The organism is Actinocrinis sp. (assembly GCF_035946395.1).
Classification (GTDB): domain Bacteria; phylum Actinomycetota; class Actinomycetes; order Streptomycetales; family Catenulisporaceae; genus Actinocrinis.
This window is the reverse complement of sequence record NZ_DASYZI010000022.1, coordinates 25,901-45,866: the sequence shown is the minus strand read 5'-3', so window position 1 is coordinate 45,866 and position 19,966 is coordinate 25,901. Positions and strand designations below refer to the sequence as shown.

10 protein-coding genes are annotated in these 19,966 nt (G+C 70.5%); 5 read left to right on the top strand and 5 right to left on the bottom strand.

Annotated elements, in window-relative coordinates:
* Nucleotides 1-394: 394 nt before the first annotated feature.
* From VGS97_RS01720 to VGS97_RS01710, 3 genes are all read right to left on the bottom strand, one after another.
* Nucleotides 395-1,561 (bottom strand): hypothetical protein, encoded by a 1,167-nt coding sequence (locus VGS97_RS01720; protein WP_326851359.1) that lies wholly within the window; start codon nt 1,559-1,561, stop codon nt 395-397.
* Nucleotides 1,562-1,581: 20 nt separating this feature from the next.
* Nucleotides 1,582-5,334 (bottom strand): tetratricopeptide repeat protein, encoded by a 3,753-nt coding sequence (locus VGS97_RS01715; RefSeq protein ID WP_326851358.1) that lies wholly within the window; start codon nt 5,332-5,334, stop codon nt 1,582-1,584.
* A 129-nt stretch (nt 5,335-5,463) separates the two neighbouring features.
* Nucleotides 5,464-6,141, bottom strand: a complete 678-nt coding sequence (locus VGS97_RS01710; RefSeq protein ID WP_326851357.1) for a Crp/Fnr family transcriptional regulator — start codon at nt 6,139-6,141, stop codon at nt 5,464-5,466.
* 327 nt (nt 6,142-6,468) lie between these two features.
* Between VGS97_RS01710 and VGS97_RS01705 the strand changes: the two genes are divergently transcribed.
* The 5 genes from VGS97_RS01705 to VGS97_RS01685 all read left to right on the top strand — a co-directional run bounded on the left by VGS97_RS01705 (nt 6,469) and on the right by VGS97_RS01685 (nt 18,088).
* On the top strand, nt 6,469-6,951 hold the full coding sequence (locus VGS97_RS01705) for a hypothetical protein (protein WP_326851356.1): 483 nt from the start codon (nt 6,469-6,471) through the stop codon (nt 6,949-6,951).
* A gap of 313 nt (nt 6,952-7,264) precedes the next feature.
* Entirely contained in the window at nt 7,265-14,485 is a 7,221-nt protein-coding gene (locus VGS97_RS01700; RefSeq protein ID WP_326851355.1) for an RHS repeat-associated core domain-containing protein, read from the top strand.
* A 16-nt stretch (nt 14,486-14,501) separates the two neighbouring features.
* Nucleotides 14,502-15,173 carry a hypothetical protein gene (locus VGS97_RS01695; RefSeq protein WP_326851354.1) on the top strand — a complete coding sequence of 224 codons (672 nt, stop codon included), beginning with the start codon at nt 14,502-14,504 and terminating at the stop codon, nt 15,171-15,173.
* 39 nt (nt 15,174-15,212) lie between these two features.
* Nucleotides 15,213-16,277, top strand: a complete 1,065-nt coding sequence (locus tag VGS97_RS01690; RefSeq protein ID WP_326851353.1) for a DUF2332 domain-containing protein — start codon at nt 15,213-15,215, stop codon at nt 16,275-16,277.
* Between the two features lie 200 nt (nt 16,278-16,477).
* Nucleotides 16,478-18,088 carry a dolichyl-phosphate-mannose--protein mannosyltransferase gene (locus VGS97_RS01685; protein WP_326851352.1) on the top strand — a complete coding sequence of 537 codons (1,611 nt, stop codon included), beginning with the start codon at nt 16,478-16,480 and terminating at the stop codon, nt 18,086-18,088.
* Nucleotides 18,089-18,107: 19 nt separating this feature from the next.
* On the opposite strand, the gene VGS97_RS01680 is transcribed toward VGS97_RS01685, so the two are convergent.
* On the bottom strand, nt 18,108-18,860 hold the full coding sequence (locus tag VGS97_RS01680; RefSeq protein ID WP_326851351.1) for an ABC transporter ATP-binding protein: 753 nt from the start codon (nt 18,858-18,860) through the stop codon (nt 18,108-18,110).
* On the bottom strand, nt 18,857-19,864 hold the full coding sequence (locus VGS97_RS01675; RefSeq protein ID WP_349261941.1) for an ABC transporter ATP-binding protein: 1,008 nt from the start codon (nt 19,862-19,864) through the stop codon (nt 18,857-18,859). The genes VGS97_RS01680 and VGS97_RS01675 overlap by 4 nt, the downstream gene beginning before the upstream one ends.
* Nucleotides 19,865-19,966: the final 102 nt, after the last annotated feature.

Genomic DNA, 19,966 nt, shown 5'->3' with positions numbered 1-19,966 from the left:
TCGCGTGCGCGAGCCGTCGCCGTCCATGGGCTCGGGATCCGGGGACGGTTCCACACGGGCCGTGAGGTTCTGTGTGGACTGCTCCAGGTCGGATCGAGCGTGGCGCCGGGTGGTGGTGGACGCCGCGGTCGTCGTCAGGAGTGGCGCAGGGAATGACGCCCATCAGTAGCGGCTCATTGCTGGAGGGAACGGCGCCCTGCGCTTCACGAGGGTATGCGGTCTCCGCAGCGGAGTCTGTGACGAACAGCCGGTCTGTTTCGTGTGCCGAGCGCGTTGTTCGATCGGCTGGCTCCCTGAAGGAGTTCTGTTCGATCCCAAGGGGTCCTGGTCCTGGCCGTGGCCGGGCTCGTATGAAACGTGAAAGCCGTCGAGTCGTGCGCGGAGCCTGACCGTGTCAGTCCTCGCCGTGCTCGCGAATGACGGGTTTGCCGACGGTCCCGGATTCCTCGGATTCCTCGGATACTCTGGGTGTTGACGGGTGCGGCGGTGGTGGCGCCGGGATGCCGTAGTGGATCACGCTTCCGAACCCGACGGTGTTCGCGGTGCCGCCCGACTCGACCACGACGGTCTGGTTTGCCTGCTGAGAGGCCCTTTCCGGCGGATTGTGCCTCGTGCGTTCGTCGACGAGGCGTTGGAGTTCCGCGGCGGCTGTGGGGGAGGCGTGCAGCAGGGTGCTCAGTTCGCTGGTCCAGGGGGCGAGCAGGCTGCGGCGGGCCGCTTCGGGGTCCTTGGCGCCTTCCACGAGGTGGGCGTCGGCGTCGAGGCGGTCGTGCGCGGCCTGCGTCCGGCTGGTGCCGGTGCGGCGGAAGAGCAGGCCGAAGAGCTTTTTGACGGCCGACCACGAGTCCGTGGCCATCGCCGTGACCAGGGCGGTGGCTCCGGCGGCGGCGAGTATTTCCAGTTCCTGCTCGGTGGGCACGACTGCTCCTCTGTTTTCTCCGGGTGCTTCGTTTCCTCCTTCGCCTGGCCCGCGCGCGGCGAACGCGGGCACGAACAACCACGCCTGACCGGTGTACTCCTTCACGCCGATGTTCATCGGCTCGAAGTCCTCGGGGAGGACCGCCAACGAGCCGTACTTCACGGCGTCTTCGTAGTAATGCGCGGACACGATCAGCGCCAGCGGCGTGTCGGGTGGCGCGTTGCGCAGCGCCTCGCGTAGTTCCCCGGCTTCGAGCAGGCGGGCCAGCACCTCCAGCGGCGGGCCGTGCACTGCGCCGTTGTCGCCCACGTCCACTTCGCCGGCGTGCAGGGCGGCACGGACCCGGATCCGGTGTGGAGAGCCCGATCCCACCGCGTGGTTGTGCCGGCGCAGGAGGACGGCGAGGTCCTGCGTCACCGTGTTGAGCAGGTTGGCTTTCGGCGTGCCGGCAGGGGCGACGATCCGCAGGCCGTCGCCGAGGTCGATGATGAGGCAGTCGGCTGAGGCGATGCCGTTGCGTCGCAGTGAGTGACCGGCCGCTTCGCTCAGGGCTTTGCGGATCTCGGTGAGCGGGCCCCGGCCGCGGCCGGAGGACTTCTCGATGTCCAGGTCGAGCAGCGCTCGGTATTCGAGGTGGGACAACCGCGTTCTCCTTCTGGTCGTCACGCGCGTGCCCACGGGTTGTCGAAATTGCCGAGGGCTTCGATGCTGCGCTGCGCTTCGCGCAGTTCGTCGGCGCCTTCCGCGCGTTGGGCGGCGGTGAGAGTGCTTAGGAGCGCCAGGGCTTCCCGGCCGATCGCCTTCGCGTCGGCCATGCGGGAGTCGTTGTACGTGCGGACGCACAGGCGCGAGAGGGCGAGAACCAGCGCAGGCTGATAGCGGTTCGGGTTGGCGGCGGCGAGTCTGCGGAAACGGGCGGCGCAGTCCTCGGCCAGGGCGAGAGCGCGGCGGAAGTCGTTCAGTTCGAAGAGTGCGTCGCAGATCTCGTTGAGCTTCGCCGCGCAGTGCAGGGGGGTGGCCGTGGTTCGCTGTTCGGCGCAGCGAGCGAATACTTCGGCGGCTTCTTCGAAGGTGGTCACGGCTGTGGCCCGGCGGTTCGGGTCGTCGGCGAGGACGGAGCCCAGGACGTAGAGGCCTGTTGCGAGTTGCTCCATGTGCGCCGCCGGGTTCGTGCCGACCAGGGGACGCAGGAGGCTGATGGACTCGTTGAGCGCGTCCAGAGCCTGATCTGGCTTGTCTGTGCACGTCAGGTAGATGCCGTGATTGTGCAGCGCCACGGCGAGCTGGGCCAAATGGTTCGGGTTGTCTCGGGCCAGGTCGCGCAGCAGGCCGATCGCCTGTCCGCTGGCGTGCGCGGCCTCGGCGTCCCGGTCCTGCCCGGACAGCGCGTCCGCGAGGCTGAGCAGCGCCATCGCCGATCCCGGAACATGCGCGGCGGCGTCGATGCCGGTCGGGTTGCGTGGATCGGGGCCCGAATCGACTGCCTCGCGCGCGGCGGCCGAGGCTTCGTCGAGTCTGCCGAGTGTCACGAACGCGTCGGCGAGGTTGTGCAGCGCGAGGACGAACAGTTGCTGGTGTGCCAGGGGATTGTGCGTGCGCAGGAGTCTTAGGATATTGACGCACTCGGTGAGCGAGTCGGCCGACTGTCGGGCGCGGTCTATCTTCAGTTCTACCGTGCCGAGGTTGTTCAGCGCTCCGGCGAGACGCGGCAGGTGGGCGTCCGGCAGGGCGCCGGCCAGGGCGCGGTATGTGGCGGTGGCCTCGCTCAACGCGGTGTGGGCCTGGTCGAGGCGGCCCAGTTCGCTGAGGCAGGTGCCGAGGTTCACGAGGAAGCGGGCCAGGTCCGGCAGATACGCGCTGGGATTCGCCTCGGCCATGAGCCGGCCGGCCGCCACCGCCTCCTCGAAGAAACCGAGGGCCTCGGCCTTTTCGCCGAGGTTTGCCAGGCGCAGGCCCAGATTGCTCGCCGTCGTCGCCCACGCGGGCCGGTGCGCCGCCGGACTCGACTTGGCCAGCGTGCGCAGGATGCCCTCGGCTTCCCGCGTCGGAGCGAGCGCGTCGTGGTGCTTGCCGACGCGGTCGAAGCTGTTGCCGAGGCCGTTGAGCGCGAGTGCGAGGAAGGGCAGGTGCTCTGCGGGGTCCTGCGCGGCGAGGTCACGCAGGAGGGCGGCCGCGCGGTCGGTGTCCTCCAGAGCCGCGGCGGGCCGGCCGAGTTCGAATTCGATGATGCTGCGGTTGCCCAGGGCCGCGGCGAGCAGCGCCCGGTGCCGCGGGTTCTGCGCGTCGGGGAGGGCTTGGAGACCGGCGACGGCCTCGCCCGTGGCGGCCAGGGCCTGCTCGTTGCGGCCCAGTTTGCTGAGCACGTTGGCGAGATTGCTCGCCGCCATGGCCATGTCGGCGGCGTACTGCGTCGGGGCCATGGCCGCCAGCCGACGGTAGCGCAGCACCGATTCCTTCAGCGGCGCGACCGCCGTCTGCCGGTCGCCCGTTTCGCTGCGTGCCAAGCCCAGATGACAGAGCACGAAGGCGAGGTTGGCCCGGCGCTCGACTCGGCCGAGCCTGGCCAGCCTGCGTGCGATCGGTTCGGCCGCCGCGAACTGGGCCGCGGCCTGTTCGTGCCGGCCCGCGTGGCCGAAGCGGATGCCGCTGTCGCAGAGCCATTCGACGCGGACCGCGCGACCCGGCCGTGTGGCGAGAACGTGCCCGGCCAGGCGTTCGGTCAGGTCGGCCATGCCGGAGTCGAGGTCCGTGTTGCGGCCGGGCGGCAGGACACGGTGCACGCTGGCGAGCGCGGCGTGCAGCTCTGGAGCGAGGACCGGGCCACGGTCGCGGTCGATCGCCGCGAGGGCGCTCAGCGCGGCGCTGCCACCGGCGAGGACGCGCTGGGGCTGGAGGACGGCCCACGGATAGAGCACGGTGAGGCCGACGTGGGGCCACCGTGCGGCTGCCGCCGCGAGGAACACCAGGGCGCGAGTGGTCCACGGCGGGGCGTCGTGGTCGTTGGTGTCGGTGTCCGTGTTGGTGTCGGTTGCGACGGCCGGTTCAGGGGCGGGCGGGGGGAGCGGGAGCAGGGCGTCCACCGCCGTCGTCGCAGCCCACTGCTGTTCCGGACTGCCGGTTCCGTGGCCGGGAAGCGTCAGTGCTATGAAATCCTCGGTCAGCCGGTCCGGGTATAAGGGTTCGAGAACGCACTCGCGATCCGGCTCGGCGGGCGGGTAGCAGACGGCGTGGTCGGCCAGCAACTGCGGCGCGGCGAGCGGGAGCGTTTGCCTGGTGAGCACCGCCGTGCCCGCGGCCGGATCGACCGGTCCGGTCAGCGCGGCGGTGAACACGACCCGGTTCATCAACGGCGCCGGGGTGAAGTAGGTGCGGTTCTCCGGATTGAGTTCGTGCCCTGGATCGCCATACTGCTGCTCCCAGTGCTTGTACTCCCGGTTCAGCAGGTAGCGGGTCAGGTCGGCCATGCCGGCCCCGTGCGGCGGGGGCGCGCCGCGGGCCGCCGCGTCGACGGCCACCAGTGCGGCCATGTGCACGGCGAGGGTCAGGCCGAACTCCGGTCGGCTCAGATCCGCCGCGGGCTTGAGGCCGTGCGCGTTGTGTAGTCCGTACCGGGCGGCGAATGCCGTGCGGGCGGCGGCGAACATCTCCTGACGCGGTCCGGTCCCGTCTCCGGCCCCGGCTCCGGCCCCGGCTCCGGCCCCGGCTCCTGATCCGTCTGCGCCGGGCAGCGGATCGAGGCGCTGGACGGAGAAGTCGGCTTCGATTTCTTCGAGCCGGCTTTGCAGACCCCGCCAGTCGCCGTGCGAGCGGGCCAGCAACAGGACCCTGGTGCGCATGCCGACGTGATGCAGAGCCGTGTCGCCGAGCATCCAGGCCAGATGGCTCGGCGGCCACTCGTTGGCGTAGTCGACGAGCAGCAGCACTCCGGCGCAGCCGTCCAGCCGCAGGTCGGGGCCGCCGGATGGCAGCTCGATCGTGTGCGGGCCGTGAATCGCCGTCAGGACCTTCCATCCGGCCGCGGCCGACTCGGCGGCCAGTTCGCCGGCCAGCCGGCTCTTGCCCTGGCCTCCGTCGCCGTGCAGCCACCGGGCCGCGAGCCGTGGGCCGCCGTCACGCCACGTGCGCAACTGCTCCAGTTCGCGGGCCCGGCCGGTGAAGGCGACCACGGCGTAGCGGGCGTTGAGCAGCCGGCTGGCCACCGCGCGCAGGAACGCGGCGTCGGGTTCGGGGGCGGGACGCCAGTTCTCGAACCGGAAGAGCCGGACGCGGTCGCCGAACTGGTAGATGTTGCCGAAGCCGACCGTGGCGGAGTACCCGCCGTTGTTGTACACGGTCTGCGATACGTGGACGTGCCGTGATGGCGCGTCATCGTCCTGCGGATCGTCGGCGTGCGGGTGCTCCGGTGCTGGCGGCATCTCACTCCTGGTGGATCTTGTCGGACCGCCTTGAGGACTTGGGACACTGTGACCACTATCGACCGGTGGGGTGCGTCGAATCCCGTCGCAGTGCGGGATCGCCCGGATTCGCGCTCCGCATGCGTCCGGCTACGGGTAGGCGATGGCCTGGAGCCGGTCGAGATCAAGAACCCTGATCGAGCGGTAACCTGTGGACACCACGCCCGACGCGCGCAGGTCTCGCAGGGCCTTGTGCACGGTCGGCTCGGCGGCTCCGGCGAGAGTCGCGAGTTCCGGCTGCGTCAGCGGCAGTCCGTCACCGGGCTTCGTGGCATAGGCGACAGCAGTCTGATGAAGCACCCGGGCGAGCCGGGTGCGTACGTCGCAGCCGGTGAAGTCGATGCGCCTGCGGTTGGCGAGTCGCAGTTTCGCCACGACGGCCGTGTTGACCGCGTGTGATATCTGCGGGTCGCGCCTCGTGCAGTCCAGGAACTCGGCCTGCGAGACGACCCGCGCCACCACGACGCCGGCCGTGGTCACGGTCGCGGACCTGGGTCCGCCGTCCACGGAGGACAGCTCGCCCACCAGATCGCCGCCCATCCGGACCGCCAACAGCGCGTGACGGCCGTCCTGCGTCAGCGCGGTCGCCTTCACCACGCCGTCGAGCAGGATGATCACGAATGTGGTGGTGTCTCCTTCGTGCATGAGCACCCGGCCCGCGGCCGGATACTGAGTCAGTGCTCCGAGATTGAGCAGCCGGTCCCGCGCGCTCGGGCCGAGGCCGCCGAGCAGGCTGGCCGCCGGCCAGGACAGGCTCCCGCGAGCCATGGACCGGGTGGGTTTCCCGGTCGGACCCGCAGCGAGATGTTCCATCGTCACCGCCCCCTTCGGCCCTCCCACCACCTTGGGCGGCCGTCCGCGTCCATTGTGCAGCCGCGCCACGCCACAAGTGCCCTTATTCGCAAATCCATGCGCACTTGCAAGCCGATCCTCCGGTGCCGCGAGGAAATCCGGCCCCGCGAACCGGGAATCTGCGCAATCCCGTATTGAGACGGAGTTCTCCGGCGCGGACCGGGCCACATTCGAGGTGTGCACATGCCCGCTTGGAGGGGAGCGTCCGGCTCCCGGATGCGTCGCGCAGATGGAGGGACTCAGATGCCTGAACCTGCGGTCGAGCCGGGTGTGCGGCGCATGTGCATGGCTGTCGCCGGCAGGCCAGGGCTGCTGGCGTCGGCATGCCGGTCCGGCGGATTCGACCGTATATACGTCTTTCCGGCGCCGGGCGGCGGGGCGGAGAGCGCCGTCGCCCCGCCCGGGATCGACGAGGTCGCATTCGCCGCCGACCTGGTCGAGGCGCTGCGCGCCGGCGTCGCGGCGGGCTCCGGTCCCGATCCCGGTTTCTTGGCGCTGGATGTCGGCATCGTGCACGTGCACGAGGACGGCTTCGCCGGATCCGCCATCGATCGGGTCCTCGGAATCGTGCGCGGCGACGTCCTGCGCGAGCTGGCGCGCGCCGAGCAGCGTGGCCTGCTCGCCGCGATCACCGAGCCGCTCTTCTCCGATCTGCTCGGCGAAGGCTGGCCGACGGACGGATGGCGCTTTCAGCCGCCGGTCGGCATCTGGTGCAAACGCTTCTGACCGGTCCAACCGGATTCATCAAGGGGTGGGGTTTCATGGGTGGGATGAGTGCTGCGCGCTTCCATAGGCGTCGCGGCAGGGCGTTGACACGAAGGTTCGCGGTGCTGGCCGCGTTCAGCCTGCTGACCGGGCTGGTCTCGTCGAACACGGCGACGGCGGCGGGTGTGAAGCCGGCGGCCGCGCCGAGCAGGTATCTGGCGCCTGCGATGGACGGTTCGGCGATCAGCGTGGAGACGGTTTCCAGCGCGCAGCGGTACAACGCGGCGACGGCGACGGTCAGCACGGCGCACGCGGCGATCTGCTGCTCGCGTTCGTGGGCAGCGACAGCCCGACCTCGGGCGGGCAGTCCTCGGTGGTCTCGGGCGGCGGGCTGTCCTGGAAGCGCGTCGGCGCCGACAACCGTCAGCTCGGCGACGCGGAGGTGTGGGCGGCACGGGCCACCGGCGCGCTGTCGAGCGCGAAGATCACCGCGAAGCAGAGGATCGCCTGCTGGGACGAGGCGCTGACCGTCGTCGCGCTCACCGGCGCGACCGGGATCGGCGCGTCGAAGACGGCTGATGCCCCGAGCGGCGCGCCGGCCGGGACGCTGGTCACCACGCAGCCCGAGTCGTGGGTGTGGGCCGCGGGCGACGACTGGCTCAAGTCGGTCAAGCGCACGCCGGGCCCGGGGCAGAGCGTGGTGCATTCGGCCACGGACAAGGTCGGCGACACCTACTGGGTGCAGTCCACGACCGCCGCGACGCCCGCCGCCGGTGCCGCGGTGACCATCGATGACACCGCGCCGAGTACGGATCCGTACAACCTCGTGCTCGTCGAGGTGCTCGGGACGAGGGTGACGGTGCCGAGCGTGACGGCCGTGGTGCCAGGCGGCGGACCGGTCGCCGGGACGAACACGGTCACCGTGCAGGGCGCCGACCTCGGCGGTGCGACCGAGGTCGACTTCGGCGCGGCGAAGGCCACCAGCGGGATCGCCGTGGCGCCGGATGGCAGCAGCCTGACGGTAGCGACGCCGCCGGGCGGTGCGGGGGCCGTGGACGTGCGGGTGACCACCGCGGCAGGTCAGAGCGCCGTCACCGCTGCGGATCAGTACACGTACACCGCGGCTGCCCCGTCCGCGTACTCCGGCGCACACCTGGTCCTCTCACCCGGCGTGGCCGGGCCGAACACACCGCACACCGCGCAGATCCTCAAGGCGACGTTGACCGATCGCGGCGGGCAGCCGCTCGCGGGTATGGACGTCGGCTTCGCCGTCACCGGTGCGAATCAGGCGACGAACTCCGCCGCGACCGACGCTCAGGGCGTGGCGAGCTTCACCTACACCGGAACCAGCGCGGGCACGGACAGTGCGTCCGCCACCTTCGCGGCCGGACCGGACACCGTCACATCGCAGCCCTCGACGATCACCTGGGCGGCACCGACGACGCCGGTCGCCGCGGTGAGCATGGATCCGTCGGCCGGGCAGTTCTTCGCCGAGCCTGCGGACGCCGCCGCGTTCACCGCGAAGCCCGGCGACACCGCCGCGTTCGCGCAGACCTTCCCGGACCTGGCGTTCAACCCGCAGCCCGGCGTCATCGCGGGCGACCACTATCCGGCTTCGCCCACGACGCATCCGCTGACCGACGTGACCACGGACGTGGCCGGCGACGCGAGCGGCACGCTGCCCGCCGAGGGCGACGGCCAGCAGGCCGGGGTCGGCGCGCTGGCGTCATTCGATGCCGTATTCACCACCACGCTGCACGTGAGCAGGCCCGGGGACCTGAGCTACGCGGTGGACAGCGCTGATGGGTTCCTGCTCGGCATCGGCAACGGCGCGAGCCGGGTCAACGGCGACTACGTCAATCCGCCCACTTCCAACCAGTCGGCGTTCGACGGTTATCCGCTGGTCGCGGCCTCGAATCAGCGCTCTGGCGGGACGGTGGCCACCCATCCCGTCACCATCCACTTCCCGGCCGCCGGGAACTATCCGTTGGAGCTGGACTACTTCAGCCGCGGCGGCCCGCAGCTCTCGCTCGTGCTTCGCCCCAGCGAGGCGGTGCCCGCGGCGCCGAACACTCCGCCGGTGAACGTATACGTGGGCTACCAGGACACGCTGCGCGCATCCAACGACTACACCATCTCCCCGCTGCCCTGGTACGGCTCCCCGAACGTCGTCTTCGAGGGCGATGGCAGCGCGCAGGGCCCGGGGGCCGACTCGGGAGGCGTCCGCTTCGACAACGTGACCAACGCGCCGGTGACCCTCGACAAGGTCACCGTGGACGTCCCGGTGCCCAGCGGCGGCGCGCCGGTGCACTACGACGAGTGGCCCGCGGGCATCGTGGTGAATCCGGGGCAGACGCTGATCCTGGCCGAGAACGCCGGGTTCGCCAGCTTCGACACCTCCGACGACGACGCCGGCACGTGCGGGGTCGTGCAGAAGCTGGTGCCGCTGATCAACGTGACGATCGGCGGTGCCACCTCCACGTACCGGGACACCGGCGAGGTGCTCAACACCGGCGGCTTCGACCAGGCCTGCATCGGCAACGAATCAGAGCCCTGGGTCCGTGTGGGCACGAACGGCCCGGCCGCTCCGCTGCTGCCGCCGGCGCGGACCGGGGCCGCGGGCGCCTGGGATCCGGACACCAACGCGTTCGTCCTGTACGGCGGCTACAACCTGGCGCAGTCCGGGATCTACTACGGCGACACGTGGGTCTGGCAGAAGGGCGCGTGGACCCCGATCGCCGCGGCGGCCGCGCCCCCCGCGCGCGGCTGGGCCGGCGGCGCCTACGACAAGGCGACCAAGTCGTTCGTCGTATTCGGCGGCTACAACACCCTGACCGGCACGAGCTACGACGACACGTGGACCTTCGACGGCCACACCTGGACGCAGCAGCACCCTGTCCACTCTCCGCCGCCCAGCAACCTCGGTTCGGCGAAGCTGGCCTACGACGAGGCCAACGGCACGGTCGTCCTGGTGACCTCGCAGTCCCAGGGAACGCAGAACCCGGACACCTGGACCTGGGACGGCACCGACTGGACCGAGCACCCCGACCCGGCCCAGCCCTCCGCTCGCTGGCAGCCGTCCCTGGCCTACGATCCGGACCTGGGCGAAGTCGTCCTGTTCGGCGGCTCGACCGGTTACGGCGGCCCGGACCTGTCCGACACCTGGGCCTGGGACGGCACGGCCTGGAACCAGCTGAGCCCGACCGCCGCGCCGAGCGCGCGGACCGGGGCCAGCCTGGACTACGTCCCGTCCGCGCACGGCCTCGTACTCTTCGGCGGCGATCAGGGTTCGAATGAAACGTGGCTGTTCGACGGCACGACCTGGAAGCAGCTGACCCCGGCCGCCTCGCCGCCCGGCCGCGCGTACGCGACCTCGGCCTACGACCCCGTGGACTCGGCGGAACTGGTCGCGTTCGGCGCGCAGAACGGATCGCTCTCGCAGCCGCTCGGCGACCTGTGGTTCCTCGCCGACGAGACCTGGAGCGCCACGCCGCCGTCCGCGGCGGGCCCCGCGCTCGCCCCGGCCACGAGCCTTGCGATCTCGCCCGGACGCGACCAGACCTACCCCGCCGGGCTGCCGAAATCCTTCACCGTCTGCGCGGTCGACGGCACCGGCCAGCCGCTGCCGGGTCTCGCGATCCAGGTGCGGATCACCGGAGCGAACGCGGCTACGACCACTGTGACGACCGACGCCAACGGCGTCGCAATGTTCTTAGATCCGGCGAGCGCCACCGGCGCCGACCAGATGCAGGCCACCGCGGCGGTCGACGGCACCGTGGTCGCCTCGAACCTGGTCAATGTGACGTGGAACGCCTCGGCCTCCGGCCAGCCCCCGACGATCGGCGCGATCCAGCCGGCCGACGGCTCCGTGGTGCGCGCGCCCACGCCGGTCACCGCGAGCATCACCGCTCCGGCCGGGCAGTCCATCGCCTCCTGGTCGGTCGGCCTCCAGTCCAGCGCGCCGGGCTCGCCCTCGACCACGCTGGCCTCCGGCTCCGCGGCGCCGCCGACGCCGCTGGCCACCCTCGACCCGACCAGCCTGGCCGACGGCCAGTACAACCTGACGCTCACGGCCACGGCCAGCGGCGGCGGCGCGGCGAGCCAGACCGTCGCGCTCAGCGTGGCCGGGGCGATGAAGCTCGGCGCGTATCAGGCCACGTACCACGAGCTCACAGTGCCCGTAGACGGCCTGGCGATGACCGTGGACCGGGTCTACAACTCCACCGACCACTCGGCTGGGGACTTCGGCACCGGCTGGCGCGTGGACCTCTCGAACATCCAGGTCGCCACCGGCCGGGCGCTCGGCTCGGGCGGCTGGCAGCAGTACGTCACCGACTGCGGCATCCTGTCCTGCGACTACGCCTACCGGGCCGTCAACGTCAGCCACAGCGTCACCGTCACCTGGCCCGACGGTCACCAGGAGGTCTTCGACTTCACCCCGACCGGCTCCGAGTTCGGCGGCCTGATGTTCATCAGCCCCGGCTACACGCCGCGGCCCGGCACCGGCACGGTGGACACGCTGGCCTCCAGCGGCTCCCTCGTCTTCGGCGACGACGGCAACCTCTACGACAGCACCGTCGCGCAGGTCAGCGACGGCACCGTCTTCAACCCGACGCGCTTCACCCTGACCACGCCCGACGGCACCGTCTACACCCTCGACACCACTACCGGCCTGGTGCGGGAAACCAACGCGGCAGGCGCCTCGATCACCGTCGACGGCCAAGGCGTGCACGGCTCCAACGGCCAGTCCATCACCATCACCCGTGACCCCGCGGGCCGGATCACGAAGATCGCAGGTCCCGACGACGGTGCGGCCGGAGAGAATCAGCACTGGACGTACACCTACAACGCCGCCGGCCAGCTCACCGCCGTGACCGACCCGGTCACCACCGTGCACTACGACTACGACCCGTCCAGCGGCCAGTTGCTCGGGAGCAGCGACGCGAACAACCAGCCGATCAGCACCATTACGTACGGCCCCGATGGACGCGTCGCCACGGTCGCCCAGGGCGGCGATCCGCCGATCACCGTGACCGCGAACGCCGCGACGCGCACCCAGACCGTCGCGGACCCGAACGGAAAGCTCACGACCACCGAGCTCTTCGATGCCGACGGCAACCTCGCCGAACGGGACCAGGCCTCCGGCGGCAAGACGCTGAAGACGACGTACACGTACGACGCCTCCGGCCGGCCGACCAGCACCACGGGCCCGACCGGGGCGATCGTCTCCACCACCTACGACGAATCCCCCGGGCCGACCAACGGCCAGATCCTCTCCGACACCGACGGCGACGGGCGCACGATCACCTACTCGGCGTACACCCGCTTCGGCCGGCCGGGGGAGGAGCTCAATCCAGACGGCAGCGTCGCCCAGGTCGTCACCTACGATCCGACGACCGGCCGGCCGCTGACGGACGACGTGCCCGGCCTCGCGCCGACTACGTACACGTACAACCCGGACGGCACCCTCGCATCGGCGAAGGACCCGGCCGGTCGTACGACTCAGTACACGTACGACGCCAACGGCAACCTGGCCACCCAAACCGACGCAGCCGGCCACACGATCCGCACCACCGAGAACTCCACCGGGCTGGCCGTGGCGCAGACAGACGCCTCCGGTCACGAATCCGACTACGCATACGACGGGAACGGGAACCTCACGTCCGTCACAGCCGCCACCACGCACGCCACTGAGACGGCTACCTACAACGGCTTCAACAAGCCGCTGACCGTCACCGACCAGGACGGAAAGACGACCACCTACGCCTACGACGGCGCAGGCAACGTCGTCAAGCGCACAAACCCCGACGGAGTCGTGACCACGTACGCGTACGACGCCGACGGAAATCTGACCGCTGAGACGAGCCCGACCGGCACGACGCACTACACCTACGACGCATTCGGCCAACTCGCCGAAACCGACAACGCCAACGCCGAAATCGACCTGGCCTACGACGACGCGGGCCGTCTGTTGAAGCAGACCACTTGCGCGTCCGCACCGTCGCAGACCTCTTGCCCGTCCGGCTCCGTCACCGTCACGCACGCTGTGGACCCCGCCGGGCTGATCACCGCGACCGGAACACCTGCCGGACACACCACCTACGCGTACGACGGCAACGGCCGACTGTCCGCAGTGACCGACCCGAGCGGTGGGACGTTCGTCGACAACTATGACTCCGCGGGCCGCCTGACCAGCGCACTCAGGCCCAACGGCACGCTCGACTCGACGACGTACAACGACGCCGACCAAGCGACCGCGCTGACCACGACCAATCGCGCGGGCACCACGCTCGCCGCCGCGACCGACACCATCGACCCTGCCACCGGCCAGATCACCGCCATGGCCGACCTCGACGGTACCAACACCTTCACCTACAACCCGGACGGCACCCTCGCGACCGCTGCACACCCGGCCGCCAGTGCGCTGCCGAACGAGTCCTACACGTACGACGCCGCAGGCAACCGCCTGACCGGCCCGGGAGGGACGTCCACCTACGACGCCGCGAACCGCCTGCTCTCGGACGGCGCGAACACCTACACCTGGAACGGCGAAGGCGACGTCGCCACCAAGACCGACACCGCGAGCCACGCTACGACCACTTACGCGTGGGATGCGGACAACCGCCTTGTCGGGACGAGCCTGAGCACCGGTGGCGGCACGACGGAGAAGTACGACCCGTTCGGGCGACTCGTCAGCGAGACGAGCGGCGCGCAGACCACGACGTACCTGTGGGACGGCGAAACGCTCGTGCAGCAGTCCACAAAGACGACGAGCCCGGTGAGCACGACGGTGACGAACTTCGTCGCCGACCCGGCCTCCGGCGATCCGGCCCAGCCGCCGACCACGACGCTGGAAGCCATCACCGCAACCAGCGCCACCGGAACCAGTACCGCCTACCCGATGTACAACCTGCACGGCGACACGACCGGCACGACCACGCCGCAAGGCACTCTGAGCAGCCCCCTGACAGAGTTCACCGCCTTCGGCCAGCCCAACGTCACAAGTGCCGCAAATGCTGCCGGCCTCGCGGCCTTCGACGGCTACCACCCCAGCGCCACAGGTCAGGACGCTTCGAACGCCCGCTACTACGACCCGGCGACCGGACGCTTCCTCAGCCCCGATCCGAAGCCCGCGCGCAACGCCTACGGCTACACCGCGAACGATCCCGTCAACCACTGGGATCCCACCGGTGCGGAAGAGCTCATCGAGGTAGCGGCGGAAATCGAGGTCAACGCGAACTGCCTCGGCAACGCCGCCGAGGAATCCCCGGCGGCCTCCTTCTACTGCCTCGGCACGCCGAACATCACCTCGACGCAGAACCCCAACGCCGGTCTGCACCTACCCGGCGTGGGCAATGTCGGCATACCTCTTCCCATACCACCGAACCCCGGGTTCGTCGCGACCGGATTCGTGTTGCAGATCGCCAACAGCGTCGTCCAGTCGACCATTCCGTACGCGCAGCTGCGGGCTGACGCGCAGACATCCCCACTCAGCGGCGCCGTGGTCGGATTCGTCCAGTTCTTCTTCGGATACAACGACCCGTCCGGCGGGTGAACGGAGCGTGCACACCATGAAGCTGAACCTGCCAGGCGCCAACATGGCGAGCAAGACGCGCGGCGGATTCCTCGTCGCGGGCGGGTTGATCGCGGGCCTCGGCCTGCTCATCCCCGGACTGTACGGCGTCTCCTTCGATCCGCCCGCGAACTCGCCCTACGCGAAGATCGACCTTTCGCACCTGGACGGTTTCTCCACCGCCATCAGCAGCTCCACCGGCGCGGTGTACAACGGATTCGGCGGGCCGGTCGACTTCGCCGCCTCCCAGCTCGCGGTGCTGATCATGCTCGCGGTCGGGATTCTCGTCGTCTGGCTGAAGATCGACATCGTCGACGCGCAGAAGGTCGTCAGGAAGACCGGAAAGGTCGCCGGCCTCCTGTTGCACAAGCACGTTCTGTTCAAGCTCTCGACCATCCTCACCGCGGCGGTGATCCTCGGGAACTTCATCTGGGGATTCCGGTTCAACCGGACGCCACCCGCACTCACTCAGCGGTTCGTCACCGACCTCGGCGGAGGGCAGTCCGCAGCTGCGGCCGCGCACTATCTGTCCGGTTCGCTCGGCCTCGGCGCGCTGATCCTGCTGTTCGGGCTGTTGATCGGATTCGCCGGCGCTTTCCCGAGGATCGGCTGCTCGGTACTGCTCCTGCTCGCCGCGACCTTTATCGTTCTGCTGATCGTGAGCAATTAGCTGCACGGATACAGAACGGGCACGGAACAGGGGACGGGCATGGCCGCGCTACCGGAGATCGAAGCCCTGGCTTGGCATTTCCGCAGCGCGGCCACGGCCGTCTTCGGCACTTCGCCGCTGTACCAGGCGCTGTGCCCGGCGGTGGCCGACGACCGGCGGCTGCTGGAACTGCTGACCAGGCGGCGTTCCGGACAGCAAGCGTCGTACCTGTTGTTCGGCGCCGTCCACCACCTGCTGCTGGACGGCGCCGACCACCGGCTGCGCGCGTACTACCCGTCGGTGGTGCCGGAGCCGGAACCGGTCCGCGACCCGGCCGACGCCGGACCGGTGTTCATCGACTTCTGCCATGAGTACCGGGCGCCGCTGGAAGACCTGATCCGCACGCGGCTCGTCCAGTCGAACGTCGTGCGGCGGGCCATCGGCCTGCGCTATGCGTTGTGGGCCATCGGCCGACGGTACGAAGGCCCGGTCCACCTCGTCGAAGTCGGCGCCAGCGCGGGGCTGCTGATGAACGTCGACCGATACCGCTACCTGATCGGGGGGCGGGAGTTCGGCCGGCCGGACGCGTCGGTGGCGCTGGATGGCCGCTGGCGCGGGACCGATCCGGTACCCGACCTCGACGACGTTCCGCGGATCGCCGGCAAGATCGGCGTCGATCTGCATCCGATCGACCTGGCGGACAGCCGTGAGCGGCTGTGGCTGCGAGCGCTGGTGTGGCCGGAGCAGCGCACCGCGGCGGCGATCCTGGAATCGGCGATCGACCAGGCGCGCGAAGCGCCGGTCACGATCATCACCGGCGACGTGGCGGACGTGTGTCCCGCTCTCGGCCGCGACCTGCCCGCAGGCGAGCCGCGCGTGGTGTTTCACGCGGCCACGCGGATGCACGTCCCCGCAGAGCGTCGCGAGGCGTTCGACGACGCCATTGACTCACTTGGCACGAGCGGCCCGCTGTTCCACGTCTGGCTCGAACCGCCTGACGCGCCGCATCACCGGTTTCCGGTCGCCGCGCGCGGTGTCATCGCCATGCATGGGCCAGGGGACGACGCGGCCACCGCACTGGCCCGCGTCGATGGCCACCTGCACTGGCTGGAGCCACTGACGTGACCGGGCACGTCGTTCATGCGGTCGTCCATGCAGTCGTCCATGCAGTCGTCCATGCAGTCGTTCATACAATGGCGCGCTTACCGGCATAGTGCTCTTTGCTTGCACCGTGCTTTCATGCCGCGAGCCTCACTGCCTGCGCGTGTGACGGCCTGGCCGGCCGGCGACTGGCCAGACGCAGGAGTCTCATTTACCATCGCGCGGTGGCCGAGACCGTCAGCGAGACGAAGTCCGCACCCGAAGCCGGTGGCGGTGGCGGTGGCGGTGGCGGTGGCGACCGGCTGCGTATCTGGACGCTGATGCGCGGGCGGCTGGCCGCCGCGGTCGCCGGCGCGACGGTGCGCGGCTGGGCCGGGCCGCTGGCGGTGACGGGACTCGGCGCCTGGCTGCGCTTCGCCGAGCTGGGCAATCCGCAGGACGTCGTCTTCGACGAGGCCTACTACGCCCCGCAGGCGTACGGCATCCTCCGGTTCGGCGCCGAGCACACCACCAACGGCTTCGCGAACACCGAGTTGCTCAGCGGGAACACGAACATCTTCATCTACGGCGGCCAGTTCGCCGCGCATCCGCCGTTCGGCAAGGTCCAGATCGCCGCGGGGGAGTGGCTGTTCGGGCTCGATCCGTTCGGGTGGCGCTTCGCGGTCGCGCTCGTCGGAACGCTCTCGATCCTGCTGCTGGCCAGGATCACCCGGCGGATGACGGGATCCACGCTGCTGGGCACCATCGCCGGGCTGCTGCTCGCGCTCGACGGGCTCGAACTGGTGATGAGCCGCACGGCGATGCTCGACGTGTTCGTGATGTTCTGGGCGCTCGCCGGGTTCGGCTGCCTGATCATCGACCGCGACCGGCACGCGAGAGCCGCCGCGAGGGGTGTACCCGACGAGCAAGAGCGGCAACGCGCGCTGCCGCCGGTGCGGTGGTGGCGGCTTGCCGCAGGGGTCTGCCTCGGCCTGGCGGTCTCGTGCAAGTGGAACGGGCTGTACTTCCTGGTCGGGTTCACCCTGCTGTCCGCCGCCTGGGACGTGGCCGCACGGCGCTCGGCTAGGCCCGACCATCAGGTTCGGACGCTCACCGCGCTGCTGCGCGACGGCGCGGGGAGCGTCGCAGGCCTCTGGCCTGTCGCCGCGGTGGCGTATCTGGCGACGTGGCGGGGATGGTTCGCCTCGACCATCGGCTGGGACCGGTATTACGCGCAGCAGCACGGTGTGAGCACCCCCGTCGTCTCGACCCTGTATTCGTGGGCTCAATATCAGCGGGAGATGTTCGACTACGGCACGTCGCTGAGCACGCCCAACACGTTCGCCTCCCATCCGTGGACGTGGCTGCTGCTGACCCACCCCGTGCGGTTCTACTACGCCGCGCCGCGCTTCGCGCAGAGCGGCTGCCAGGAGGCCCGCGGCTGTGTGCAGAACGTGCTGGCCGTCGGCACGCCGGCGATCTGGTGGGCCGCGATCCCGGCGCTCGCCGTCATCCTGGCGCTGTGGCTGCGGCGCCGGGACTGGCGCCTCGGCGCGGTGCTCGCCGCGGTGGCTGCCGGGTGGCTGCCGTGGTTCGCGTTCTCGTCCCGGACCGAGTACTTCTACTACGCGGTCTCGTTCGAGCCCTTCCTCATCCTCGCCGTCACGCTGTGCCTCGGGCTGGTCCTCGGCCCGCGCGTCGCGTCGCTGCGGCGACGGCTGACCGGTGCGTCGATCGTCGGGGTCTACCTCGCCGTCGTCGCGCTGAACTTCGCGTTCCTCTACCCGGTGCTGACCGGGCGGCCCGTCTCGTACAGCGCCTGGATCGCTAGAATGCTGATGCCCAACTGGATCTGACGCGGCCGCTGCGTCGCGGTTACTGCTCGACGATCACGCCGTCGTGCAGGTCGAGCACCCGGTCGGCGATGTCCATGAGGGTGCTGTCGTGGGTGGCGACGAGCGCGGTCGTCCCCTCGGAGCGCACGACGGTGCGCAGCAGCCGCATGATGTGGCGGCCGTTCTCGGCGTCGAGCTGGCCGGTCGGCTCGTCGGCGATCAGCAGCCGCGGGCTGGCGGCCAGCGCCCTGGCGATGGCGACGCGCTGCTGCTGGCCGCCGGACAGCTCGTTCGGCCGCTGCGCCGCGTGCCCGGCCAGGCCGACCACGTCGAGCATCAGGGCCACGCGTTCCTCGCGCCGGTACGGGTCCATGCCCAGGATCCGCAGCGGCACGCCGACGTTCTCCGCGGCGGACAGCGTCGGCAGCAGGCCGAAGGACTGGAAGACGAACGCCACCGTGGAGCGCCGCAGGTTCAGCCGCTCGGCCTCGCGCATCGCGGTCAGTTCGTGGCCGTCCACGCTGATCGTGCCGGACGACGGCCGGTCCAGCCCGCCGACGATGTTGAGCAGCGTGGTCTTTCCCGAGCCCGATCGCCCGCGCAGCGCGACCAGCTCGCCCGGCGCGATGGTGAACGACACGCCGCGCAGCGCCCGCACGGCGACGCGGCCAGAGCCGAAGGTGCGCGTCAGTTCCCGTGCCGCGACGAGCGGCCCGGGCTCACCGCCGGTGGTGGCCACCGGCGCACTGCTGGCCGCGACTGTGCTGGCCCCGGCGGCGTCGGCCGTGCTCATCGTCCCCGCCCCTTGCCGTCAGTGCTCTCAGTGCCCTCAGTACTCCCAGCGCCCTTAGTGCTGTCAGTGCTGTCAGTACTTTGATTGTCTTTGCGGTCGTCGGGCCACACTCCGATGTGGTCTCCGGCCGACCGGAGCAGCACCCTGTCACGCATGCCGAGCGGCTCGGTCATCTCGCGCGGTAGCTGCAACCTGCCCGCCCGGTCCAGCATCGCGTACTCGACGACCTCGTGATCCCCGGCCGCGCCGCCGCCGGAGGCCGCGCGCCGCAGCGTCTCGGTGCTGGTGCGGCCGTCGCGGATCGCCACCGTGCGCCGCACCTGCGCCGCGACGGCCGCGTCGTGCGTGACGATCAGCACGGTGGTGCCGAGTTCGCCGTTCGCGGCGCGGATCGCGGCGAAGACGTCCGCGGCCGTCCTGCTGTCGAGCTCGCCGGTGGGCTCGTCGGCCAGCAGCAGCCTGGGCCGGTTCGCCAGCGCCACGGCGATCGCGGCACGCTGCTGCTCCCCGCCCGACATCCGGTCCGGCGTCAGGTCGCGGCAGCGCCCGACGCCCATCAGCTCCAGCAGTTCCGCCGTCCGCCTGCGCCGCTCCCGCGGGCCCACCCCGGCCAGCCGCATCGGCACCGCCACGTTGTGCGCCGCCGTGAGGTACGGCAACAGGTTGCGCGCGGCCTGCTGCCACACGAACCCGACCGTGTGCCGCCGGTACGTCAGCCGTTGGCGAGCCGTCATCGTGCCCAGATCCTGTCCGGCCACGCGCGCTACCCCGGCCGTGGGCGCGTCGAGCCCGGCGAGGATGTTCAGCAGCGTCGACTTGCCGCTGCCCGACGCGCCGACCAGCGCGGTGAGCTCGCCCTCGGCGACCAGCAGGTCGAGCCCTTGCAGCGCCAGCACCCGCATCCGGTCGACGGTGTAGATCCGCACCAGCTGATCGCAGGCGATCAGCGCGTCCGCGCCGAAGGGCTTGCGGCCGCCGCGCGCCTCGGCGCCCAGCGCGGCCATGCTGTGCGCGGGATCGGCGTGCCCGGCCGTGGCCGCGGCGGACGGCCCGGCCACGAGTTCGACCTCTTCCTCGATCTCCCCGACGTCTTCGACCTCTTCGAT